At 33.6% G+C, this 20,073-nt stretch carries 25 protein-coding genes and 2 tRNA genes; 16 read left to right on the top strand and 11 right to left on the bottom strand.

The annotated features are described in order from the left end of the window. Nucleotides 1-10: 10 nt before the first annotated feature. Entirely contained in the window at nt 11-601 is a 591-nt protein-coding gene (locus tag APR43_RS09255) for a thymidine kinase (RefSeq protein ID WP_053473446.1), read from the bottom strand. 245 nt (nt 602-846) lie between these two features. Between APR43_RS09255 and APR43_RS09250 the strand changes: the two genes are divergently transcribed. The 8 genes from APR43_RS09250 to APR43_RS09215 all read left to right on the top strand — a co-directional run bounded on the left by APR43_RS09250 (nt 847) and on the right by APR43_RS09215 (nt 8,587). Beyond that, on the top strand, nt 847-1,890 hold the full coding sequence (locus tag APR43_RS09250; RefSeq protein WP_053473274.1) for a hypothetical protein: 1,044 nt from the start codon (nt 847-849) through the stop codon (nt 1,888-1,890). 137 nt (nt 1,891-2,027) lie between these two features. Continuing rightward, nucleotides 2,028-2,747, top strand: a complete 720-nt coding sequence (gene rsmI, locus APR43_RS09245) for a 16S rRNA (cytidine(1402)-2'-O)-methyltransferase (RefSeq protein ID WP_053473275.1) — start codon at nt 2,028-2,030, stop codon at nt 2,745-2,747. 177 nt (nt 2,748-2,924) lie between these two features. Further along, nucleotides 2,925-3,269 (top strand): HopJ type III effector protein, encoded by a 345-nt coding sequence (locus tag APR43_RS09240; RefSeq protein WP_053473276.1) that lies wholly within the window; start codon nt 2,925-2,927, stop codon nt 3,267-3,269. A gap of 19 nt (nt 3,270-3,288) precedes the next feature. Then, the gene (locus APR43_RS09235; RefSeq protein ID WP_053473277.1) at nt 3,289-3,783 is read left to right on the top strand and encodes a hypothetical protein; all 495 of its coding nucleotides are present in this window, start codon (nt 3,289-3,291) and stop codon (nt 3,781-3,783) included. Between the two features lie 16 nt (nt 3,784-3,799). After that, nucleotides 3,800-5,500, top strand: coding sequence for a single-stranded-DNA-specific exonuclease RecJ (gene recJ / locus APR43_RS09230; RefSeq protein WP_053473278.1), 1,701 nt, complete (start codon nt 3,800-3,802; stop codon nt 5,498-5,500). Next, entirely contained in the window at nt 5,490-6,770 is a 1,281-nt protein-coding gene (locus APR43_RS09225; protein WP_053473279.1) for an MFS transporter, read from the top strand. The genes recJ and APR43_RS09225 overlap by 11 nt, the downstream gene beginning before the upstream one ends. Nucleotides 6,771-6,936: 166 nt before the next feature. Then, nucleotides 6,937-7,293: a hypothetical protein gene (locus tag APR43_RS09220; RefSeq protein WP_053473280.1), complete on the top strand. Its 357-nt coding sequence runs from the start codon at nt 6,937-6,939 to the stop codon at nt 7,291-7,293. Between the two features lie 82 nt (nt 7,294-7,375). Further along, entirely contained in the window at nt 7,376-8,587 is a 1,212-nt protein-coding gene (locus APR43_RS09215; protein WP_053473281.1) for a cytochrome c3 family protein, read from the top strand. Here the strand turns inward: APR43_RS09215 and APR43_RS09210 are convergent, their stop codons facing one another. The 4 genes from APR43_RS09210 to APR43_RS09200 all read right to left on the bottom strand — a co-directional run bounded on the left by APR43_RS09210 (nt 8,588) and on the right by APR43_RS09200 (nt 10,944). After that, nucleotides 8,588-9,331, bottom strand: a complete 744-nt coding sequence (locus APR43_RS09210; protein WP_053473282.1) for a UDP-2,3-diacylglucosamine diphosphatase — start codon at nt 9,329-9,331, stop codon at nt 8,588-8,590. Between the two features lie 98 nt (nt 9,332-9,429). Further along, nucleotides 9,430-9,882 carry a 6-pyruvoyl trahydropterin synthase family protein gene (locus tag APR43_RS09205; protein ID WP_053473283.1) on the bottom strand — a complete coding sequence of 151 codons (453 nt, stop codon included), beginning with the start codon at nt 9,880-9,882 and terminating at the stop codon, nt 9,430-9,432. 32 nt (nt 9,883-9,914) lie between these two features. Then, nucleotides 9,915-10,091 (bottom strand): hypothetical protein, encoded by a 177-nt coding sequence (locus tag APR43_RS24450; protein ID WP_165590700.1) that lies wholly within the window; start codon nt 10,089-10,091, stop codon nt 9,915-9,917. An 88-nt stretch (nt 10,092-10,179) separates the two neighbouring features. Then, the gene (locus tag APR43_RS09200; protein ID WP_053473284.1) at nt 10,180-10,944 is read right to left on the bottom strand and encodes an enoyl-CoA hydratase/isomerase family protein; all 765 of its coding nucleotides are present in this window, start codon (nt 10,942-10,944) and stop codon (nt 10,180-10,182) included. A 186-nt stretch (nt 10,945-11,130) separates the two neighbouring features. Here APR43_RS09200 and APR43_RS09195 point away from each other — a divergent pair. The 3 genes from APR43_RS09195 (at nt 11,131) to APR43_RS24445 (ending at nt 11,576) form a co-directional block, all read left to right on the top strand. Further along, nucleotides 11,131-11,204 (top strand) — tRNA-Ala (locus APR43_RS09195). A 73-nt stretch (nt 11,205-11,277) separates the two neighbouring features. Beyond that, complete coding sequence (locus APR43_RS09190) at nt 11,278-11,526, top strand: GIY-YIG nuclease family protein (protein WP_053473285.1); 249 nt, start codon at nt 11,278-11,280, stop codon at nt 11,524-11,526. Further along, nucleotides 11,500-11,576: transfer RNA gene (locus APR43_RS24445), tRNA-OTHER, on the top strand. The genes APR43_RS09190 and APR43_RS24445 overlap by 27 nt, the downstream gene beginning before the upstream one ends. Nucleotides 11,577-11,796: 220 nt before the next feature. Here the strand turns inward: APR43_RS24445 and APR43_RS24440 are convergent. Further along, nucleotides 11,797-11,973, bottom strand: a complete 177-nt coding sequence (locus APR43_RS24440; RefSeq protein WP_165590701.1) for a hypothetical protein — start codon at nt 11,971-11,973, stop codon at nt 11,797-11,799. Between the two features lie 226 nt (nt 11,974-12,199). On the opposite strand from APR43_RS24440, the gene APR43_RS09185 reads away from it, so the two are divergent. The 5 genes from APR43_RS09185 to APR43_RS09165 all read left to right on the top strand — a co-directional run bounded on the left by APR43_RS09185 (nt 12,200) and on the right by APR43_RS09165 (nt 15,874). Further along, nucleotides 12,200-13,228 carry a hypothetical protein gene (locus APR43_RS09185; protein WP_053473286.1) on the top strand — a complete coding sequence of 343 codons (1,029 nt, stop codon included), beginning with the start codon at nt 12,200-12,202 and terminating at the stop codon, nt 13,226-13,228. A gap of 144 nt (nt 13,229-13,372) precedes the next feature. Beyond that, complete coding sequence (locus tag APR43_RS09180; RefSeq protein ID WP_053473287.1) at nt 13,373-13,957, top strand: SMI1/KNR4 family protein; 585 nt, start codon at nt 13,373-13,375, stop codon at nt 13,955-13,957. A gap of 52 nt (nt 13,958-14,009) precedes the next feature. Continuing rightward, nucleotides 14,010-14,579, top strand: coding sequence for a hypothetical protein (locus APR43_RS09175; protein ID WP_053473288.1), 570 nt, complete (start codon nt 14,010-14,012; stop codon nt 14,577-14,579). A gap of 20 nt (nt 14,580-14,599) precedes the next feature. Next, nucleotides 14,600-15,334, top strand: coding sequence for a hypothetical protein (locus APR43_RS09170; RefSeq protein WP_053473289.1), 735 nt, complete (start codon nt 14,600-14,602; stop codon nt 15,332-15,334). Between the two features lie 138 nt (nt 15,335-15,472). Then, nucleotides 15,473-15,874, top strand: a complete 402-nt coding sequence (locus tag APR43_RS09165; RefSeq protein ID WP_053473290.1) for a helix-turn-helix domain-containing protein — start codon at nt 15,473-15,475, stop codon at nt 15,872-15,874. Between the two features lie 79 nt (nt 15,875-15,953). Here APR43_RS09165 and APR43_RS09160 read toward each other — a convergent pair whose 3' ends face one another. From APR43_RS09160 to APR43_RS09140, 5 genes are all read right to left on the bottom strand, one after another. Next, on the bottom strand, nt 15,954-16,283 hold the full coding sequence (locus APR43_RS09160; RefSeq protein WP_053473291.1) for a YegP family protein: 330 nt from the start codon (nt 16,281-16,283) through the stop codon (nt 15,954-15,956). Between the two features lie 48 nt (nt 16,284-16,331). Continuing rightward, complete coding sequence (locus APR43_RS09155; RefSeq protein WP_053473292.1) at nt 16,332-17,081, bottom strand: PIN-like domain-containing protein; 750 nt, start codon at nt 17,079-17,081, stop codon at nt 16,332-16,334. Between the two features lie 114 nt (nt 17,082-17,195). Beyond that, nucleotides 17,196-18,152: a lipid A deacylase LpxR family protein gene (locus tag APR43_RS09150; RefSeq protein ID WP_053473293.1), complete on the bottom strand. Its 957-nt coding sequence runs from the start codon at nt 18,150-18,152 to the stop codon at nt 17,196-17,198. Continuing rightward, a complete protein-coding gene (mtgA, locus tag APR43_RS09145) occupies nt 18,142-18,927 on the bottom strand; it encodes a monofunctional biosynthetic peptidoglycan transglycosylase (RefSeq protein ID WP_053473294.1) in 786 nt (261 codons plus the stop codon). The genes APR43_RS09150 and mtgA overlap by 11 nt, the downstream gene beginning before the upstream one ends. Then, complete coding sequence (locus tag APR43_RS09140) at nt 18,927-20,039, bottom strand: NAD(P)/FAD-dependent oxidoreductase (protein WP_053473447.1); 1,113 nt, start codon at nt 20,037-20,039, stop codon at nt 18,927-18,929. The genes mtgA and APR43_RS09140 overlap by 1 nt, the downstream gene beginning before the upstream one ends. Nucleotides 20,040-20,073 lie beyond the last annotated feature (34 nt).

The following is a 20,073-nucleotide window of genomic DNA, read 5'->3' as shown; positions in this document are numbered from 1 at the left end:
GAATTTAGATTTATTTTTCCTGGTTTTTTTTCATTGCCTTAAAATACGCGGCACGGCTCAGCGGCTCATATTCTTCGGTTTCACCAAGCATTACCAATTTATCATTATCCGTTTTACGGAAACTGTAATTCGCAAGATTTCCGGTTCTGGTGCAAACAGCGTGAACTTTCGTTACATATTCGGCAGTAGCCATAAGTGCCGGCATTGGCCCAAAAGGATTTCCTTTAAAATCCATATCAAGACCTGCAACTATCACACGAATTCCCTGATTAGCAAGATCATTACAAACCGTAACAATTTCATCATCAAAAAACTGAGCTTCGTCAATACCAATCACGTCACAGCCTTGAGCTAAAATAGCAATATTAGCTGCAGCCGGAACTGGCGTCGAACGAATTTCGTTGGCATCATGCGATACCACCAATTCATCATGATAACGGGTATCAATAGCGGGTTTAAAAATTTCGACTCTTTGTTTGGCAAACTGGGCGCGTTTTAATCTGCGGATTAATTCCTCGGTTTTACCCGAAAACATTGATCCACAAATAACTTCAATCCAACCAAATTGTTCTTTGTGATTTACTGTATTTTCGAGAAACATTTTGTATTTTTCTGCCTTTAAAAATGAATAGTTTTTATTACTTTGTACTGGTAATAAATCGACGTAAAAATGTGCTGTTTTACATTTTTTCAAAAGTAGAAAATTTTTATCAAATCAGGGATTGGCAGACGCTTATTAACAGAAATAAAAAATATCTTTAAAATATCTGTCCGTTTTCCTTAAGAATAAAGACATTCAAGCATCAAATACACTAAAATACCTTATTCACTATAATTTCAACAGTTATGAAAAAAAAATTGGAAGCCGATTTAATCAGCATTGCACATCGAATTTTAAAACTTAAAAATAAATCCGATATCAATCAATTATATCTTGAAACTCAGAAATTATACGAGAAATTAGCGATTTTAAAATTTGTCGATGAAAATTTTGACGAGGTAAAACCAACAATCAGCCACAGCGAAATCAGTTCTGAAATTGAAACTATTTTTGAAAAAGAAGAAATTCAGACAGAAACTGCTGCTGCTCCAGCTATTGTTGAAGAAATTAAAGCTGAAGAAACTCCTGAAGTTCCAGTTATTGATGAAGTTAAAGAAGAAGAAACTCATGAACCTGCGATTATCGAAGAAATAACAGCAGAAATTCCTGAAGGGCCAATTACAGAAACCGTTCAAGAAACATCTGAAATACCTGTTGAAGAAAAAACAGAAGGACCAATTGCTGCAGAAATTCCTCAGCCAGAAGTTATAGAAGAAGTTGAAAAGACAGAAGATTCAAAAAATAATATCGAAGAACTTTCGTTCACAACTGTAAATAATTTAAACCCAATTCCAGATTTTAAACCTGCTTTTGAGTTAGATACAGAAGAAATAAAAGAGGAAGTTAAAGAAGAGCCTAAAGCAGAATCAAAAGGAACACCTATCCCAATTGCATTTGAGGATTTCGGGATCAATTATGCCGATGCACAATTTGTAAAAGTGGACAGTTTCGAACCTGTTTCTTCTTCAAACAATGATTTAAAAGAGAAAAAAAATATTGAAATCCCGGTTTTAGAAACTCCGAAAGAACCAAAATCAGTTTCTTTAAACGAAAAATTGGCAAAAGGTTTTCATATTGATTTGAACGACAGAATCGCTTTTACAAAAAATCTTTTCGGAAACAGTACAGAAGATTACAGCCGTGTTTTAAACCAATTATTAACTTTTGATTCTTATGCAGAAGCTAAAGATTTTATCGAAAACATGGTAAAACCAGATTATAATAATTGGGAAGGAAAAGACGATTACGCAGAACGTTTTCTTGGAATTATTGAGAAGAAATTCGCTTAGAAATAAAACACAAATTACACGAATTAGCACGAATTTTTTCTTTGTGAAATCTTTTAAAAGCACTTATAATCTGTGTCAATTCGTGACTCGAGCGAAAGCGAACAGACGAAGTAAATTCGTGTTATAATATAAAAAATATGTCAAAATTATATATCGTTCCAACGCCAATTGGCAATCTTGAAGACATGACTTTTAGAGCCATTCGGGTTTTGAAAGAAGTCGATTTGATTTTGGCTGAGGACACCCGAACAAGCGGAAAACTGCTAAAGCATTTTGAAATTGGCACGCACATGCACAGCCATCATATGCACAACGAGCACAAAACAACCGAAAATTTAATTGCACGTTTGAAAGCTGGCGAAACTATCGCCTTGATTTCAGATGCAGGAACTCCGGCAATTTCAGATCCCGGATTTTTGTTAACTCGTGCTTGTGTCGAAAATAAAATTGAAGTAGAATGTCTTCCGGGCGCAACGGCTTTTGTTCCGGCACTTGTAAACAGCGGACTCCCAAATGATAAATTTATTTTTGAAGGTTTCCTTCCTGATAAAAAAGGACGTCAGACTCGATTTTTGGCTTTAGCCGAAGAAACCAGAACCATGATTTTATATGTTTCTCCGCATAAACTCGTTAAAACATTAGCCGAATTTATTCAGTATTTTGGAGAAGACAGACAAGTTTGTGTGTCAAGAGAATTATCAAAATTACACGAAGAAAATGTGCGCGGAACTGCAAAAGAAGTTCTGGCGCATTTTGAAAAAACAGCACCGCGCGGCGAAATCGTCGTTGTCGTTGCCGGAAAAACAATAACAAAAGAAGCTAAGAAAAGTAAATTTTCTAAAGACGAAGAAGAATAAAAAACAATATTGGCCACAGATTTCACAGATTAACACAGATTATATTTAAGCTTGCCACGAATTACACCAATTAGCACGAATTAAATTAGTGGAAATTCGTGTAATTCGTGTAATTCGTGGCAAAAAAAATCTTTTTTTAATCCTTTTAATCTGTCGCAAAAAAATCAAATTATAATCATGAGCATACAAGCATTTTTAGAAAAAGTAAAACAAACTCCAACCCAAATAACATTTCCTGAAACTATTGCAGTAATCGAAGAAAATTACAACTTTACACCAACTGCTTTTCAAAATGGAACACAGCATAATGCTGCCGGAGAAAATTCAGGTTCTTGTAAATTATTTTCTTTTGCAAAATTGCAGAACTTAAACAAAGAAGAAACTTTAGCTTGTTTTGGAGCTTTCTATTTTGAAGAAGTTTTAGGAGATCCAAACGGAACCAATCACCAAAACATTAGAAATTTCATCAACTTGGGCTGGGACGGAATTAAGTTTGAAGGAAATGCCTTGGAACTGAAATAAATACTAATACCTTTTTAAAATGAAGGAAAGATTAAAAGAAATCCCAATTATAATATTTCTGCTTATAATTGGCATTCCTTTGTGTATATTATTCTTTCCTGTAATTCTGGTTTATTTGATATTTGAATTTTTTCAAAAAAAAGGATTCAAAAAAAGATATAGCAATTATTTAATATCGATCGAAGGAAAAAAATTCTTTTGTTACAACAATCGCAAAAACAATCATCATTATATCGAAAAAAATATTATTCCAAATCTCACTAATGACATTGAACCGATTTTTCTTGAAGGTAAACGAATTAGAAATGAAGATAACCGGAAATATCTTTCACATATGTTACTAAACGTTTCTAAACGAAAAGGATTTCCATATATAATTAAAATTAGCAATGGAAAAGCGTTAGACATATCAATGAACAATGAATTTTACAATTTCAAAAGTCAAAATAAAAATCCTGAAGATTTAATAGTTTTAATAAACGCTAGTTTTGAGAATCTAAAATCTGAAGTCTAAAATCTACAATTAAAAAATGCGTTGGACCATAAAACCAAAACCTTCTGAAGATAAAATCAAACATTTGGCGCAAGCCCTAAATGTAGAAGATTTTGTAGCAACACTTTTGATTCAGCGTGGCATTGATACATTTGAAGATGCCAAGAATTTCTTTCGCCCGTCATTAGAGCATCTTCACGATCCATATTTGATGAAAGATATGGACAAAGCTGTTGCAAGAATAGAAAGCGCCATTGAAAATCAGGAAAACATATTAGTTTTTGGCGATTATGACGTTGACGGGACAACAGCAGTTTCTTTGGTTTCCTCTTATTTAAAATCACATTATTCCCATATTGCCACTTACATTCCGGATCGTTACGACGAAGGTTATGGCATTTCGTATAAAGGAATTGACTATGCAGACGATAACGGAATTTCTTTAATTATCGCACTCGACTGCGGAATAAAATCAATTGATCATATCGCTTACGCGAAAGCAAAAAACATCGACTTTATTATTTGTGATCACCACAGACCTGGGGAATTTCTTCCGGATGCTGTTGCCATTTTAGATCCAAAAAGAGAAGACTGTTCCTATCCTTACGACGAATTATGCGGCTGCGGTGTTGGTTTTAAACTGATTCAGGCTTTAGGACAAAACCGAAATGAAACTATCGAAGATTTGGTTCCCTATCTGGATTTAGTTGCCACGGCAATTGCTGCAGATATTGTTCCCATAACGGGAGAAAATCGTGTTCTCGCTTATTTCGGTTTGAAAGTAATTAATAGCGAACCAAGACCTGGAATTAAAGCTCTGGTTCATCAGGTAAAAAAGAAAGTTTTAGATATTACCGATGTTGTTTTTATTATTTCTCCCCGAATTAATGCTGCCGGAAGAATCAAACATGGAAATCATGCGGTTGAATTATTAACCGAATTTGATTTTGAGCAAGCGCAGCAATTCGCCTCAGAAATTGAACAATACAACGCAGACCGAAAAGATTTAGATAAAAAAATCACGAAAGAAGCGTTTCAGCAAATTCTGGAAAATAAAGAAGAAGAACGTTTTTCTACTGTTGTTTTTCAGGAAGACTGGCACAAAGGCGTTATCGGGATTGTGGCTTCAAGATTAATTGAAACTTATTATCGCCCGACTTTGGTTTTTACTAAAAGCGGAGATAAATATGCCGCCTCTGCCCGATCTGTAAAAGGGTTTGATGTTTATAATGCACTCGATGCGTGTTCCCAACATTTGGAACAATTTGGAGGTCATATGTATGCCGCCGGAATGACTTTAAAAGCCGAAAATTATCAGCTTTTTAAAGAAGCTTTTGAGAAATGTGTACAGGAAACTATTTTACCGGAAATGCGAACTCCGGAAATCGAAATTGATGCTGAAATAAATTTCTCCGATATTACACCAAAACTGATTCGGATTTTAAAACAATTTGAGCCATTTGGTCCGCAGAATATGACGCCGGTTTTTATGACTTCGGATATAAAAGATACGGGTTACGCTAAAACGTTGGGCGCAGAAGAAGAGCATTTAAGACTTTTCGTTAAACAATCTAATTCCGACGGAATTGCTGCTATTGGCTTCGGACTCGGAAAAAAACTCAATATAGCACAAAATCAAAATCTGTTTCAATTGGCTTATACAATTGCCGAAAACGAATGGAACGGAACTATTTCAACACAGCTTATGCTGAAAGACATTAGAACAAATGACAACTAAATCAAACAAGCCAGATCCGTATCAGGCACTTCGCTACAGAGAATTCAATGTGTTTTTATTACTTCGTTTCTGCATGGTTTTTGCCTGGGCGATGCAGTTTATCGTGATTGAATGGGAAGTTTACAGTTTAACTAAAAACCCGCTTTCACTGGGAATTATTGGTTTAATGGAAGTTATTCCTGCCGTTTCGATGGCATTATTTGCCGGACATATTGTAGACCAAAAAGAGAAGAAAGGATTACTCGTAAAATGTATTTTGGGATTTTCGGTAATTAGTTTTGGATTGTTTTTACTGACCTGGCCAAAAGTTGTTGGCGATTGGTCTCCAACTGTTATTTTATATTCCATTTATGCTTTAGTCTTTTTGGGCGGATTAGTTAGAGCTTTTCTTGGGCCAACTATTTTCTCTCTATTATCTCTTATCATTCCTAAAAAAGCATATCCAAATGCTGCAACCTGGAGTAGTTCGGTTTGGCAGATTGGAGCCGTGATGGGCCCGGCGCTTGCTGGATTCTCTATTAACTGGATTGGTGTTCACTGGTCAATGTGTCTGGTTTTCGGCTTCTCTCTTCTTTCATTAGCAGCTTTATCACAAATCAGCACAAAACCAATCATAAATCCAAAGATTGGAGAATCAATAAAAGACAGTCTTACCGAAGGTTTAACTTTTGTATTTAAAAACCAAATTGTTTTAGGTGCTTTATCACTTGATATGATTGCTGTACTTTTTGGAGGCGCAGTTGCATTACTGCCCGTTTTTGCGCAGGATATTTTAAAAGTCGGTCCTGAAGGATTTGGAATATTAAGAGCCGCGCCTGCAGTTGGATCTTTTATTACAATGCTCGTTTCTGCTTATGTGCCTTTATACAAAAATGCAGGAAAGAAACTTTTAGTCGCCATATTTGTTTTCGGATTATCAATCATCTTATTTGGTCTTTCTACGTCGCTCTGGCTTTCGGTTTTTGCTTTATTTTTGAGCGGACTTGCCGACGGAATTTCTGTAGTAATTCGTCAAACCATTTTACAGCTTAAAACTCCTGATCACATGCGCGGACGTGTTGGTGCCGTAAATTCAATTTTTGTTGGATCTTCTAATGAATTAGGTGCTTTTGAAAGTGGTGCAACTGCTAAATTGATGGGAACGGTTACATCGGTTATTTTTGGAGGGAGCATCACACTTTTGACGGTTTTAGGTTTTGGTTTTATATCACCTACCTTTAGAAATCTAGATCTTAAAAAAGATATGGATGATCATCATAATCAGGAGTAATTTTTTAAACCATATAAGTGATATAAGTTCATTTAATAAAAAATTGAAAACAAACTTAAATGAACTTATATCACTTATATGGTTCAATATTTTTTCATTTTTATGATTTTTTTATTTAGAATTAATATAAATAATATTTATATTTGTTGAAATAAAAGGATTTACGATGAGAGAAATAGAGAAGATATATCATAACAATTTTGGAATAGCCTTTTACTGGAAACAAAATAATCAAACCATTCTGGACAAAGTACAATTGGTTTTTAAAGAAACAGGCTTTTATTTTAGTCTATCAGAATTGAATCAGTTTTGTGATTTAATTGAAGACAGTATGATGGAAAATACTTGCTGCGAGGCTTGCGAAATGAAATATTCCTGCCATAAATTTTTATTAAAAACACCTTGCAATTCAATAGATCTTGCTGTTTCGATGACAGAATTAAAATCAATTAAAGATTTAGTTGAAGGCTCTTTATTCAAAATTGAATTAGATGAATATGTTTACGGAGCCGGTTTAAACTAGAAACATTCTAAATATTTTAACATCATTTTTTCATTATTCAAATATATTTTGATTGTATTCAAAATAAAGTATATTTACAACAATGAAAAAAATTGGCATTCTTTTTACCCTTGTTGTTTTATCAGTTTTCTTTACGAACTGCAGCAACAAATCTGATGAATATATTGATCCACGCGGAACTGACTATGCCGGTTCTGAAAGCTGTATTCAATGTCATCAGGTTCAATACAACATGGCATTGCAGAGTTCTCACTTTAAAGCTACTGCTCCCGCAATTTCAGAAAATGTTTTAGGCGATTTTGACGAAGGCAATCATACTTTTATTTATGACAAAAACACCAAATTAGTCATGGAAAAACGTAACGACAGTCTGTATCAGGTTTTATATAAAAACGGAAAAGAAGTCGAAGCGCATCGATTTGAAATTGTTTTCGGTGCTAAACATGCACAAACTTCTGTTTACTGGCGTAATAATAATACATACGAATTACCTGTTTCCTATTACAATTCTATACACAATTGGGCAACAAGTCCGGGATTTCCTGCTGACAAACCTTATTTTGACCGAATGGTAGTTAAAGATTGTTATTCGTGCCATGCATCAAATGCCAGCAGCAGAAGTGTGAATCAAAATTCTGAGGAGAAAAATTTTCTATCGATGGATATTGAAGATATTATCGATAAAAAAACCATTGTTTACGGAATTGATTGTGAGCGCTGCCATGGTCCGGCAAAAAAACACGTTGATTTTCATTTAAAAAATCCAAATGTAAAAGTTGCAAACAGCATTACCAGTTTTAAAACTTTAAACAAACAGCAAAAATTGGATGCCTGTGCGCTTTGCCACGCCGGAAATGACGGAATGAAAATGAAATCACGTTTTGAATTTAAACCGGGAGATAATTTATCTGAGTTTTATCGTGAAACCAGAAGTATTAACGATACAGCCAATTTTGATGTTCATGGAAATCAGTTTCGTTTGATGGCGCAAAGCAAGTGTTTTATAAACAGCGAAAAAATGGATTGTATTACATGTCATAATCCGCATGAAAATGCTTCTAAGAATATGGCATCGTATTCTAAAATTTGTATGACTTGTCATCAAGGTTTAAAACACAATGAAAAAACACTAAAAATAATGCCTGAGAAATTAATGGCCGATAATTGTGTAGAATGTCATATGCCGAAAAAAACATCAGGAGCAATTAAATTTCAGCTTTCAAACAGTAAACAACTTTCAGAATATATTCTGAGAACACATAAAATTAGTATTTATCCAATGGAAAAAAAGTAGTTACAATTCGAATTTTTGAAGTTCGAAAGTTTCGCCGTCAAAAACACCGTAAGTAAAATATCCAATCCAGTCGCCCAGATTTACATAGTTAGAATCCTCTCCTACCGGAATTATCATAGGTAAATGACGATGACCGAAAATAAAGTAATTGTAATGTTTGGTTTCTAATTTACGTTTGGCGTATAAAACCAGCCATTCGTTTTCTTCACCTAAAAACTTTACGTCTTCGTCACCGGAAATTAGTTTATTTTTTACTGATAAATATTGTGCTAAACTTACACCAACATCTGGATGAAGCCAGCGAAATAACCATTTTGAAAACGGATTTGTAAATACCTTTTTCATTCGTTTATAACCTTTGTCGCCAGGACCTTTTCCGTCGCCGTGACCAATTAAAAAGGTTTTTCCGTTAAAAGTAAATTCTTTATTATCATGATAAACAGGAATATTTAATTCGGTTTGAAAATAATCATTCATCCATAAATCGTGATTTCCAACGAAAAAATAAATTGGAATGCCGCTGTCGCGAATTTCAGCCAGTTTTCCTAAAACACGAATAAAGCCTTTTGGAACAACTGTTTTGTATTCGAACCAGAAATCAAATAAATCACCTAATAAAAAAATAGCTTCGGCATCTACTTTAACTTTATCCAGCCAAGCCACAAATTTTTGCTCACGCGGCAGGCTCAACTCAGGAGTTGGCGCACCAAAATGTTGATCTGAAGCAAAATATATTTTTTTCATTTAGATTATTAGATAGTTAGACTTCTTAGATTTTTAGACTTTTGTCTCTCTGAGCGAAGTCGAAGAGTTTAGAATTTGGAATTTAAAAAATTGAATATTTACAAATTATCACTTGCGTACCATTCTGCAAATGAAGATTCTGTTTCCTGAAGTTTAAGTGAGAAAAGAGAAATTCCAGACGGAAGTCTTGCGATAATTCTTTCTGCAAAATCTACCACCATGTTTTCACTTGTTGGCTGATAATCAACCAAAATTACATGATGTCCGCGGTTTTTTAATTCATTTGCTAATTCTACATGCGGTGTTGTTTGATTAAAAACTGTAGCATGATCGAACTGATCGACAATTTCTTCTTTTACAATTTTCTTTAGATCAGAAAAGTCAATCACCATTCCGAATTTCACATTAGATCTGTCAGTAATTGGCGAGCCAATAACGGTTACCGACAATTTATAACTGTGCCCGTGAACGTTCTTGCATTTTCCGTCGTAACCGTACAATGCATGTCCGGTTTCGAAACTAAATTGTTTTGTAATTCTGATATTACTCATCGATTTTTAATTTAAGGTTGCAAATTTACAAATTAATAACCGTTTTTGTCTCTTTTTTTGGCTCTGATATACATCCAGTAAGCAATTCCTATCAAAAACAGGAACGGAATAAAAGATCCAATCAAAACTCCAATTTGATAACCGCTGTCTGGAGCGTTTTTAATTTTCTCTGCAACATCGACTTTTTGAAATAATGAAATGAGTTTCATTTGAACTTATATTTATTGTTATTTTTTATTTAGCCACAGATTAAAGGATTAATCGGATTATTAAAAAGCGTTTAATCTGTAGAAAAAATTATTTTTTAAATTGTCTCAAGGCATTTCTGCTAAAATCAGACAAAACTAATTTTCCTGTAATTGAAGCTCGTTCAATTAGCAATGATTCCCATTGCTCTGTTCCTTCCCAAATAATCTTTTTCATTTCCTGAAGTGCTTCGGGATTGTACGAACTTAATTTTTTAGCAAAATTCTGAACATCGTTATCCAGATTAGAAGCATCACATAAAACAGAATAAAGTCCTTTTTGAAAAGCCCATTCAGCTGTTTTCCATTGCTCGGCAGCCAATGTCATTTCGGCCATTGCAGTTTTTCCTATTTTACGAGAAACAGCTGGTTCAATTACAAAAGGTCCAATTCCGATAGCGAGTTCAGATAATTTCACATCACTTAACAATGTTGCAAAAGTATAATCACAAGCCGCAATAATTCCCACGCCTCCACCAACTGCTTTTCCCTGAACGCGGCCAATAATTAATTTATTGCAATTACGCATTGCATTTAGCAAATGTGCAAAACCAGAAAAAAATTCTGCCCCTTGTTCTTCATTTTCAACTTGTAAAAGTTCATCAAATGAAGCTCCGGAACAAAAAGCTTTTGTTCCCTGACTTTTTAAAATGATAACCGAAACATTCTCATTTCGGCTCAATTCGTTGATTTCTGTTGTCAGTTGATTTAATAATTCACGTGGAAAAGAATTACTTGCAGGATGCCCAAACTGCACTGTGGCAATTGTATCTTGAAAAGAAGTCTCTAAAGATCCTTTTGTATTTTCTGAACTCATAAAAATATTTTTAAACGTAAAGTTACGCTTTTGAAAAATATTTATCTGATAGGTTCTAAAATTTGTTTTTTGAGAAATATTTGACTTTATTTGTTAACACTTTGGGGGATTAGCTCATTTGGCTAAAGTGTCCCGATGGAAAATCGGGATGGTGATAGTTCGAATCGGAGATTTTCCACAAAACAAGGGGGATTAGCTCATTTGGCTAGAGCGCTTGCCTGGCAGGCAAGAGGTGATCGGTTCGAATCCGATATTCTCCACAATTTTTTTACAATTTTATCACAACAAAAATACCCGAACAAAAACGTTCGGGTATTTTCATTTATAGCCATTATGTTTTATACTTATATTCTTTATTCAGCTACTCTTAACAAATATTATATTGGTTCTTGTCAGGATATTCAGAGACGTTTGCAAGATCATTTAAATAGCCGAAGTAAATTTACTAAAGTGGTAAAAGATTGGGAATTGAAATATCATGAAACTTTTGAAACTCGGAGCGATGCCATGAAAAGAGAGTTGCAAATAAAAAAAATGAAGAGCCGCAAATACATTGAAAGCTTAATAGAAACAAAAGGCTAGAGTATCCCGATGCATCGGGAGGGTGACCGGTTCGAATCCGGTATTCTCCACGAAAAATAAAACCTTGTAAATTTAATTTTACAAGGTTTTTTATTTTAATCCTCAGAGTTCTAATGTAAACCCCCAGCATTTTCAGCACAATCTTGTCATTTCGACGAAAGGAGAAATCGCACTCGTATTTCCGCAAAGTAATCGCCAATCTTTGTAGAGTTTCTAGTGCGATTTCTCCTTTCGTCGAAATGACAAACTGCATCTATATCTCTCTATAATTTATTTTTCATTTGCCGAATCCTCAGTATTAATATCTACTTCCTCTTCTTTTTTGAAATCATTATTCAGCAAATCAGTAAGTTTCTTTTTTTCCTTTTGATTTTTTCTAATTGTTAATACAACCAAAATGATAATCAAAACGGCTACAACTCCTATTACAATCCAATTAATTTCCATAATCATAAATTTTAATTAAAAGTAAAAATTTAAACTACACTCCATATTATCAAAATGTTAAGCATTATTTTTTGAACTTTATTTTACACTTTGAAGCCAGAGAAAAACATCTTTTCCCCTGAAGTGAAATTAGAAAGCTTTTTGTTTTGTGAAAACTTTTTTTACATTTATAATCGTTAATCACGATCAATTACAAACCTAAAAAGCACATTTAAATACCACGTTTATGAATATTAAAATACCAACATTACTCGCCGCGACAGCATTCTTATTTTTTTCTTGTAACAATAAAAAAACCATTGAAGACAAAGAAATACCTGCAGTTGACAAAACTGCAGCGATAGAAAATGACACAATCCAAGAAGAATCAGCTCCCAGAAAAGAAAGTATCAATTTATTTACAATTATGCCAAAAGACAGCAGTGATATTGCTTTTGTTTCGCTTTCGGACATATACCCAATTGGCGACGAAAAAGATACGCTTGCTTTGCCTAATCTTGAAAAAATTGGAAAAGACAATGCTGAATATTTTACGTTTGATAAAATTTACAGAAAAAGATTTTTATCTAAAACCAATATCTCCGAAAATGATTCTGTTTTCGTATTAGATTATGCTAAAAACAAACTGGCTTCTTTTGCTGTAAAAAATCTAAAAACAGCTGCGTTATTAAACGGATATTCTTCTGGTGAAGATTGGCCTTATCACAACTATGATTATATGATTGGCTTCGAAATCAATAAAAAATATTTGAACGGTTTCAGCGAATATTATAGAGACGCTATAGTGTATGTTGGCAAAGAAAATCCGTTTTCAAAAGAACGTTTAAAGCCAATTGCCTGGAAAAAAATTGCAAAAAAAGACTGTCCGTCTAAAACATTGAAAAATGAAGACCGTACTTTATTAAAAAACACAGTATCAGGCAATACCTATTTATTTAAAACAGATAGTTATAATTATTTTCTACAAGATTATCTCGATAGTCATAAAATAATTTATGCCAGACGTCTTTTAGTTGCCGATTCTAAAACTCAAGATATTATTATCGAAAAACTTTACAGCCAAAGCGAAGGCACCTCTCCTGCTCCGCTTAATTATGAAGATGGTCCCGATGCCAACCAATGGACAGGAAAACTTTTTAAAGATAAACCGCAAGTTGTTTTCGGCTTTTTGTATGAATCATTTGGATGTCTGGGAATTTCAATTATTGATAAATCAAACGAAGAAATTTATCTGCAGTGCGATAATCGTCATTAAAAACTAAAAATTCCAAATTCCAAATTCCAAATTCCAAATTCCAAATTCCAAATTCCAAATTCCAAATTCCAAATTCCAAATTCCAAATTCCAAATTCCAAATTCCAAATTCCAAATTCCAACTACAAAAATTATAATATATACAATGAAAGAAATTAAAAACCGCATAGCTGCCTGTGAACTTGAATATGATGAAATAAAAGAATCGTCTCCAGCTTCAGACGAAGAAATACAAAACTTAAGCACTTATTTTTCGCAGCCTTTACCAGAAGAATTAATTGCGTTTTATAAAACAGTTGGCGGAATTGAATCTGATGAAATATTCAGCATTTTTTCTCCAGAAAATCTTTTGGAACAAATTCAGGAAAGATCAGATCTTGCAAATAATTCTACAGGAATTATCGATATGATTATTGCTTTTTGGGGAAATGACAGACCTGAATTTCAGGAATATGAATTTCTTACCGAAGAACAAACTCAAAAAATAAACGAAGCTTTTCAGTGTATTGGCTGGATAATGTCAGAAGAAGATATTAATGAAAGTGGCGAATATATAATTTTCGACAAAAACGGAAACTTCACCAATATATATTGCCATCAGGATAGTATTGACGATACCGCAAATCAATTACTTGAATTGCTCGTTTCTGGAATTCCGGAAAGAACTTTAGAAGATGTTCTGGAAGAACTTTTTGAACGTGCCGAAGGAAATTTAAGTCGATGGGATTAAACCATTATTCTTAATTTTCTAATCAAAATAGTAAAAAACCAAAATCTAAATCATGTCTGAATTAAGCTCTTTATATTGTAAAGTAAAAATCTCAAAACCACAGTTTGAAAAGTTTTTAAACAGCCCGCTTGAAGAACCCGAATTAAATGAAAACTGGATCGATTGGTGGAACAGCCGCAAAATGTATTCAAAAATGGAATTGACTCCAGAATTACTGCGTACTTATAACGACGATATTAATGAAGAAGTTATTGACGGCTGGATTGATTATCCCGAAGCAATGGCTTTTTCAGATTACGATGAAACTACCGAAGAATGGCATTGGGGAATGATGTTTTTCAGTCAGAATTTTACAGAAATGATACCAATGTTTGCCTTTATCATAAGCTTGGAGAAATACGTGATTGAAGGTACAGAAAACCAAGCGATTGTTTTTCCTTTCTTTTGGGGAGATGACGCTGTTCATGTTTATATTTATTTTGAAAATGGAAAAGCGATATTGAGTCCGAAAGCGCAGACTTTAAAAGATGTAGATCCGAAGTTTATAGAACAGACAAAAGACTTTCTCAACAAAAAATGGGATCAGATGGCGAAAGAAATGGATTTGGATAATTTGGATTAATTTTTAAAGCTTTTATATTGATGATTAATAAGGACAATTTAAAATTATATACTTACAAAGAACTCAAAGCTGTTCTTCCTGCCGGAAATCAATTAGAGAAACTATACGAAAAAGCAAAAGACAAAAATAAATTTGACGAACAATTTATCTGTGTTCACGAAGGTGATATTGCAACAGAAGCGCTAAATCCGAATGATGATGTGGGCTGGGGCGTTTATTATAAATTTATAGAGGAAAAAGAAAATATTCCGCTTTTTTCTATTCCGGTTATCTTAGGCAATGTCAGCTGCAAAACAGCATCAATAAAAGAAGTTTTGATTACCGGAAATCTTCACACTAAAAACCTCGACATAAATTATACAAGTAGACCCAATACTTTTTCGCAGGTAATGGGAAATGTAACAGTCGACGAAGTTTTATTTACAACCGGAAAAGGTTTAGGCGGAAAACCGTTTGAATTTCAGGTAAATGGCGATGTAAATATTCATACCTGGATTAATCTTGAGCAAGCTGGTATTTCGGCAAAATCCTTAACGGTAAAAAAAGAATTTTCTTTTCCGCAGGTTTATGCTACCGAAGACAGAGGTAAACACGCTCAAAAGGAAACTGATTGGAGCAAACACAGTCTGGAAGAACTTACCAATTATTTCAATAAAGAAAATCTTAATTTGGAAGAATATGGAAATTATGTAGAATTCTTTTTCCGCGTTCCTACCAAACTTTCAAAAGCAGATTATGATTATCTGGCGAAATAATCCAAAATATTAAAACAATAAAATTGTATGAAAAGTTGTATTTTTACTTCTTTCAAACTCTAAATCGTATTTTACCAAAACAAGTCTGTTTTTTACTGAAAATCGATTTTGTAAATGTTTTTTAAATACCTTTGAATTATGAGCACAGCAACAAAACCAAATCATATCGGGCGAAAAATAAGTCGTATTCGTGAACTTCGCGATATGAAGCAAGAAGCTTTGGCACAAGCTTTAGGCATGAGCCAGCAATCAATATCTACAATTGAAAACAGCGAAACGATTGACGAAGAAAAACTTGTCGAAATTGCAAAAGCACTTGGTGTATCTGCAGAAGCGATAAAGAGTTTTTCTGATGAAAATATGATCACTTATTTCAATACTTTCCATGATACTGATTTCAGTAATAGTCAAGGAGCTTTTGGTCAAAATCATCAATGCAATTTCAATCCGCTTGATAAAGTTGTGGAACTTTATGAACGTTTGGTTCAGGCTGAGAAAGATAAGGTAGAATATTTAGAAAAATTATTTAAGGGGAAATAGTTCTCTTTATTTTTAATAATATAAAAAAAGCCATTCCTTTTCAGGAATGGCTTTTTTTATATTATTAAATTTCGTTCAATTATTCCTGATCATCAATTATTGAATCTAGAGCATTTTTTTTTACGGATTCAATACCATTCTCTCTAGCTGAAACACTTTCATACATTTCGCTTGATCCAATAATTTGACCATTTGACGCTCTCAAATTAAAATAAGGTCGCCCATTTGAAGATTCTCTTCTATCAAATCTATTATCATCTTGCGAATTTGTTTTAACAGATTCTACACCATTCAAACAAGCAGCCTTAGTAGTATAACCTTCGCTTGTTAGGATCGTTTGACCATTTCCAGCTTTAAGATTAAATTGGAATTCACCATTTGTTCGTTTTGTAATAACAAATTTACCCATTGTATGTAACTAGTTTATATTTAGTAAAGATTTCGACTTCAAAGATAATTATTCTACTTGAGCTTTAAATTTCCAAAACTCATCATAATGTTTTAAATCTTCAATTACTTTATCTTCCTCCTTAATTAATGCTTCAGTAATTTCAATACCCGCCTTTTCTAAAGCTACAGATATTCTTTCTGTCAAATCTACAACATTATATCCTGTTTGTTTATGAAAATCTTTTTGCAAAAAAGTGAGATTATTTATATAAGTGTTATCTCGTCCAACCAATATAATATCTTCATGGATATTTGCTAAAATTATTTCCCAGTTAATTTCGTCTCCCAATGAAAACTTGCTTGAAGTTGGAGGATTTCCAATGTTTTTTCTTTTGACTGCCTTACTTATGATTTCATCAGTAGTGAAATAGACCTTATCCTCTTTTAAAGATTCATTTACAAATTCCTTAAAATAATTTGCAATAGGATCTTTTGCTGAGTTTTTTAAAATTTCTGAAATACTTGAACTTACAATCTTTTGCTGTGAATTATATTGTTTTTGAATCTCAACTAACTTTTTAAATTCGGGCAAGTTCTGAAGATATGAACTTGAAAAATTATCTAATTTAGATTCTATTTGAAATCTTTCCTGTACGCTTTTTATAACGCCTTCTCTACTTCTTTCAAATTCTTGTATTATTTGATCCGTTAAAATAAATTTATCTATATTTTCAATTAGAGTGCTAAAAATATGTATCGATGCACTATTAGAACGATAAAAATCTAGAAATATATTTGTATCAATAAGTATTTTCATTCGCAAACTTTTATATTTTATCGGTAAATATATAAATATTTTCCTTCAAAAAAGACACGATTAAATCTAAACTTAACTTATACCATAAAAAACTTTTTCCTTTTTAGTAGAATCTCATCTCAACAAAAACCCCATTCGAATCGACCCAAAAAAGTACCCCGTATTCGTATCATTAACATCGCCTTCTAATTCCCTTCCGCGATAAATAAAAGAATACGACATATTGAAGTTATTGTGTCTGTATTTCAAACCAAACTCGGCATTGAAACGAAGCGGAACCAAATCGAAAGTTATCGGACTTGTATCGTTAAACATACTTCCCTCGATTGTAGCATCATAAAACTGATAATTGACGCTTGGCATGGCATAGAAATAAAACTCTCTAATATTTGGCTGTGCATTTGCACTTACCGAAGCATCATGAAGATTTGAATCATAAATTGGAGTCAATCTTTTAAAACCTATACGGGTTAAAAATCCCGTTGAAACTCCTGTAAAAATAGTTCCCAGATTTGCTTCAGACTGGAAATGAAGATCTATAAAATCGTTATGTTTCGATGGAAATAATTTCTTCGAATACATAACATGCGCCTGAACCGCCAAAGCATTATGCAGCTGATTCTCCCAGCCGTAAACTGTTTTATATCCAATAAGTTTATGAAAACCTTCCTGCGTTTCTTCCCCAAAAGCATTCGGTCCCATATATCCCAACTGAAAATCAGTTTTTAAAACCGATTCACTTTGATAGAAAAAGCTTCTTCCCGCCTCTGCAAAAAGATAACCTGTAAAAGGGCGGTCATTTACCTCAACGGCTTCTTTATTAATGAATCTCGGATTATAAATATATTGCCCAATCCTGAATTCGGTAATTTTTTTATTGATTTTTTCGTTTTCATTCTTAGATAAAAACCGATAAAAAATCTCCAAACCATTGGTATAATACATGTCGTTTTTAGACGAAGTATATAAATCATTGTCGGTTATAAAACCTATTTCTTTAGTTTTTCCTTGTCCAAAAGTTAACGTTGAAGTCAAAATCAGAAAAGCAAAAAATGCTTTTTTATTTCCCATCCCCGCTATAATTGATTTTCCCTACGTAACGCATCTCGCGAACAATTCTTTCTTTTCTTCTGTTAATATAACTTGACGAACCTGTAGCTTTAAATTTCCTCGGATTTGGTAAGATTGCCGCAATTCCCGCAGCCTGCATTGGCGTTAAACTCGAAGCATCTCTACGATACCAATGTTCTGTCGCTGCATACGCGCCGTAAACACCGTCGCCCATTTCGATACTGTTTAGATAAACTTCCATAATACGTTCTTTACCCCAAATAATTTCAATTAAAACAGTAAAATAAGCTTCAAGACCTTTACGGAAATAACTTTTTCCCTGCCATAAAAAGACATTTTTTGCCGTTTGCTGCGAAATCGTACTTCCACCGCGAATTCGGCGTCCGCGTTCGTTGCTTTTATAGGCTTTTTGCAATGCTTTAAAATCAAAACCGTTGTGCGTTAAAAAAGTTCCGTCTTCGCTGGCGATTACGGCTTTTTGTAAATTCATGGAGATTTTATCAATTGGTTCCCAATCGTGATCAAAATAAACTTCTTTTCCGTCCATTTTATTTTCGATGGCACGAATAAGCATTAAAGGTGTAAATGGTACTGGAACGTATTTAAAAAAGATAACCGATCCTATCGAAATTCCGAAAAACCACAACATAGTTTTAATCAAAAACCATTTTACCTTTTCTCCAAAAGAACGGTTTGATTTTTTTCCAGATGTTTTCGGTTTTGGTTTACTTGCGGTTGTTGTTTTTTTTGGTGCTGGTTTCTTCGCTGCTGCCATTATATTAAATCTGCTAATTCTGTTCCTACTAAACTGCCTATCGCTACTCCCATTCCGCCTAAACGCACTCCACAAAACACGTTTTCAGACAATTGAGAAACAACAGGACTTTTACTATTTCCAATTCCCATAATGCCGCTCCAACGGTGCGCAATCTGAAAATCCTGATTTGGTAAAATTACATTTTTCAGCAACTCTTCCAATTTATTTTGAACAATTTCTGTCTGGCCAAATTCCGTTGTAGTTTCTGTTTCAAAATCTAAGTTTCGGCCTCCGCCAAATAAAATTCGGTCGCCAATATTTCTGAAATAATAATAACCGCGGTCTAAATGAAAAGTCCCTTTTATATCCAGATTTTTAATAGGTTCTGTAATTAAAACTTGAGCACGCGCGGGTTTCACCGCTCCGTTTGTCAAAGTATTAGCAAAACCATTTGTGGCAAAAAGTAATTTATTAGTTTTAAAACTAAAATCGTTCAGCACCACTTCAACATGGTTTCCAGCATCAGCATAAGAAGTTACGGTTTGCTGATTCAGAATTAAAATATCCGCAGAAACCGCTTGCTTCAATAATTCCTGCATCATATTTCCGGTATCAATTTGCGCTTCAAACGGATTAAAAATTAAATAATCATGAATATTTCCAAATCCAAAACGGTCTGTTTCTTTAGAAAAAACATCAGCCTTAAAAAGTGGTTTTAAAATTTCATTTATAAAGGGCAGTTTCGAAATACATTCACTAAATCCAAATTCATCTTCTTTCAAAAATAATTCATATCCGCCGTGAGGTTTAAAATCAATTGCCTGATCTCCTAATCTTTTTCGAAGTAATTGCAAACCTTTCCAGCGTTTTTCGATAAGCGCAACAACATCTTCTTCTGAATGTGTTTTTAAATCATCTAAAATTTCAGAAAGACTTCCGAAACAGGCAAAACCGGCATTTTTTGTACTCGCGCCCTGTGGCAGCATTCCTCTTTCGAGAACCAAAATTTTCGCAGCAGGAAATCTTTCGCGTAAGCGCAAAGCGGTATGCAGGCCAACAATGCCGCTGCCCACAATTGTATAATCAATATCTGTGAACCAGTTTTTTAGTTCCCAATAACTTAGTTCCATATCTTTATTAAATTCCAAATTCCAATCTTGGGTT

This window comes from Flavobacterium sp. NLM (assembly GCF_002210235.1).
Taxonomy (GTDB): domain Bacteria; phylum Bacteroidota; class Bacteroidia; order Flavobacteriales; family Flavobacteriaceae; genus Flavobacterium; species Flavobacterium panici.
Note: the sequence above shows the minus strand (reverse complement) of the source record. Positions and strands in the feature narration are given on the sequence as shown.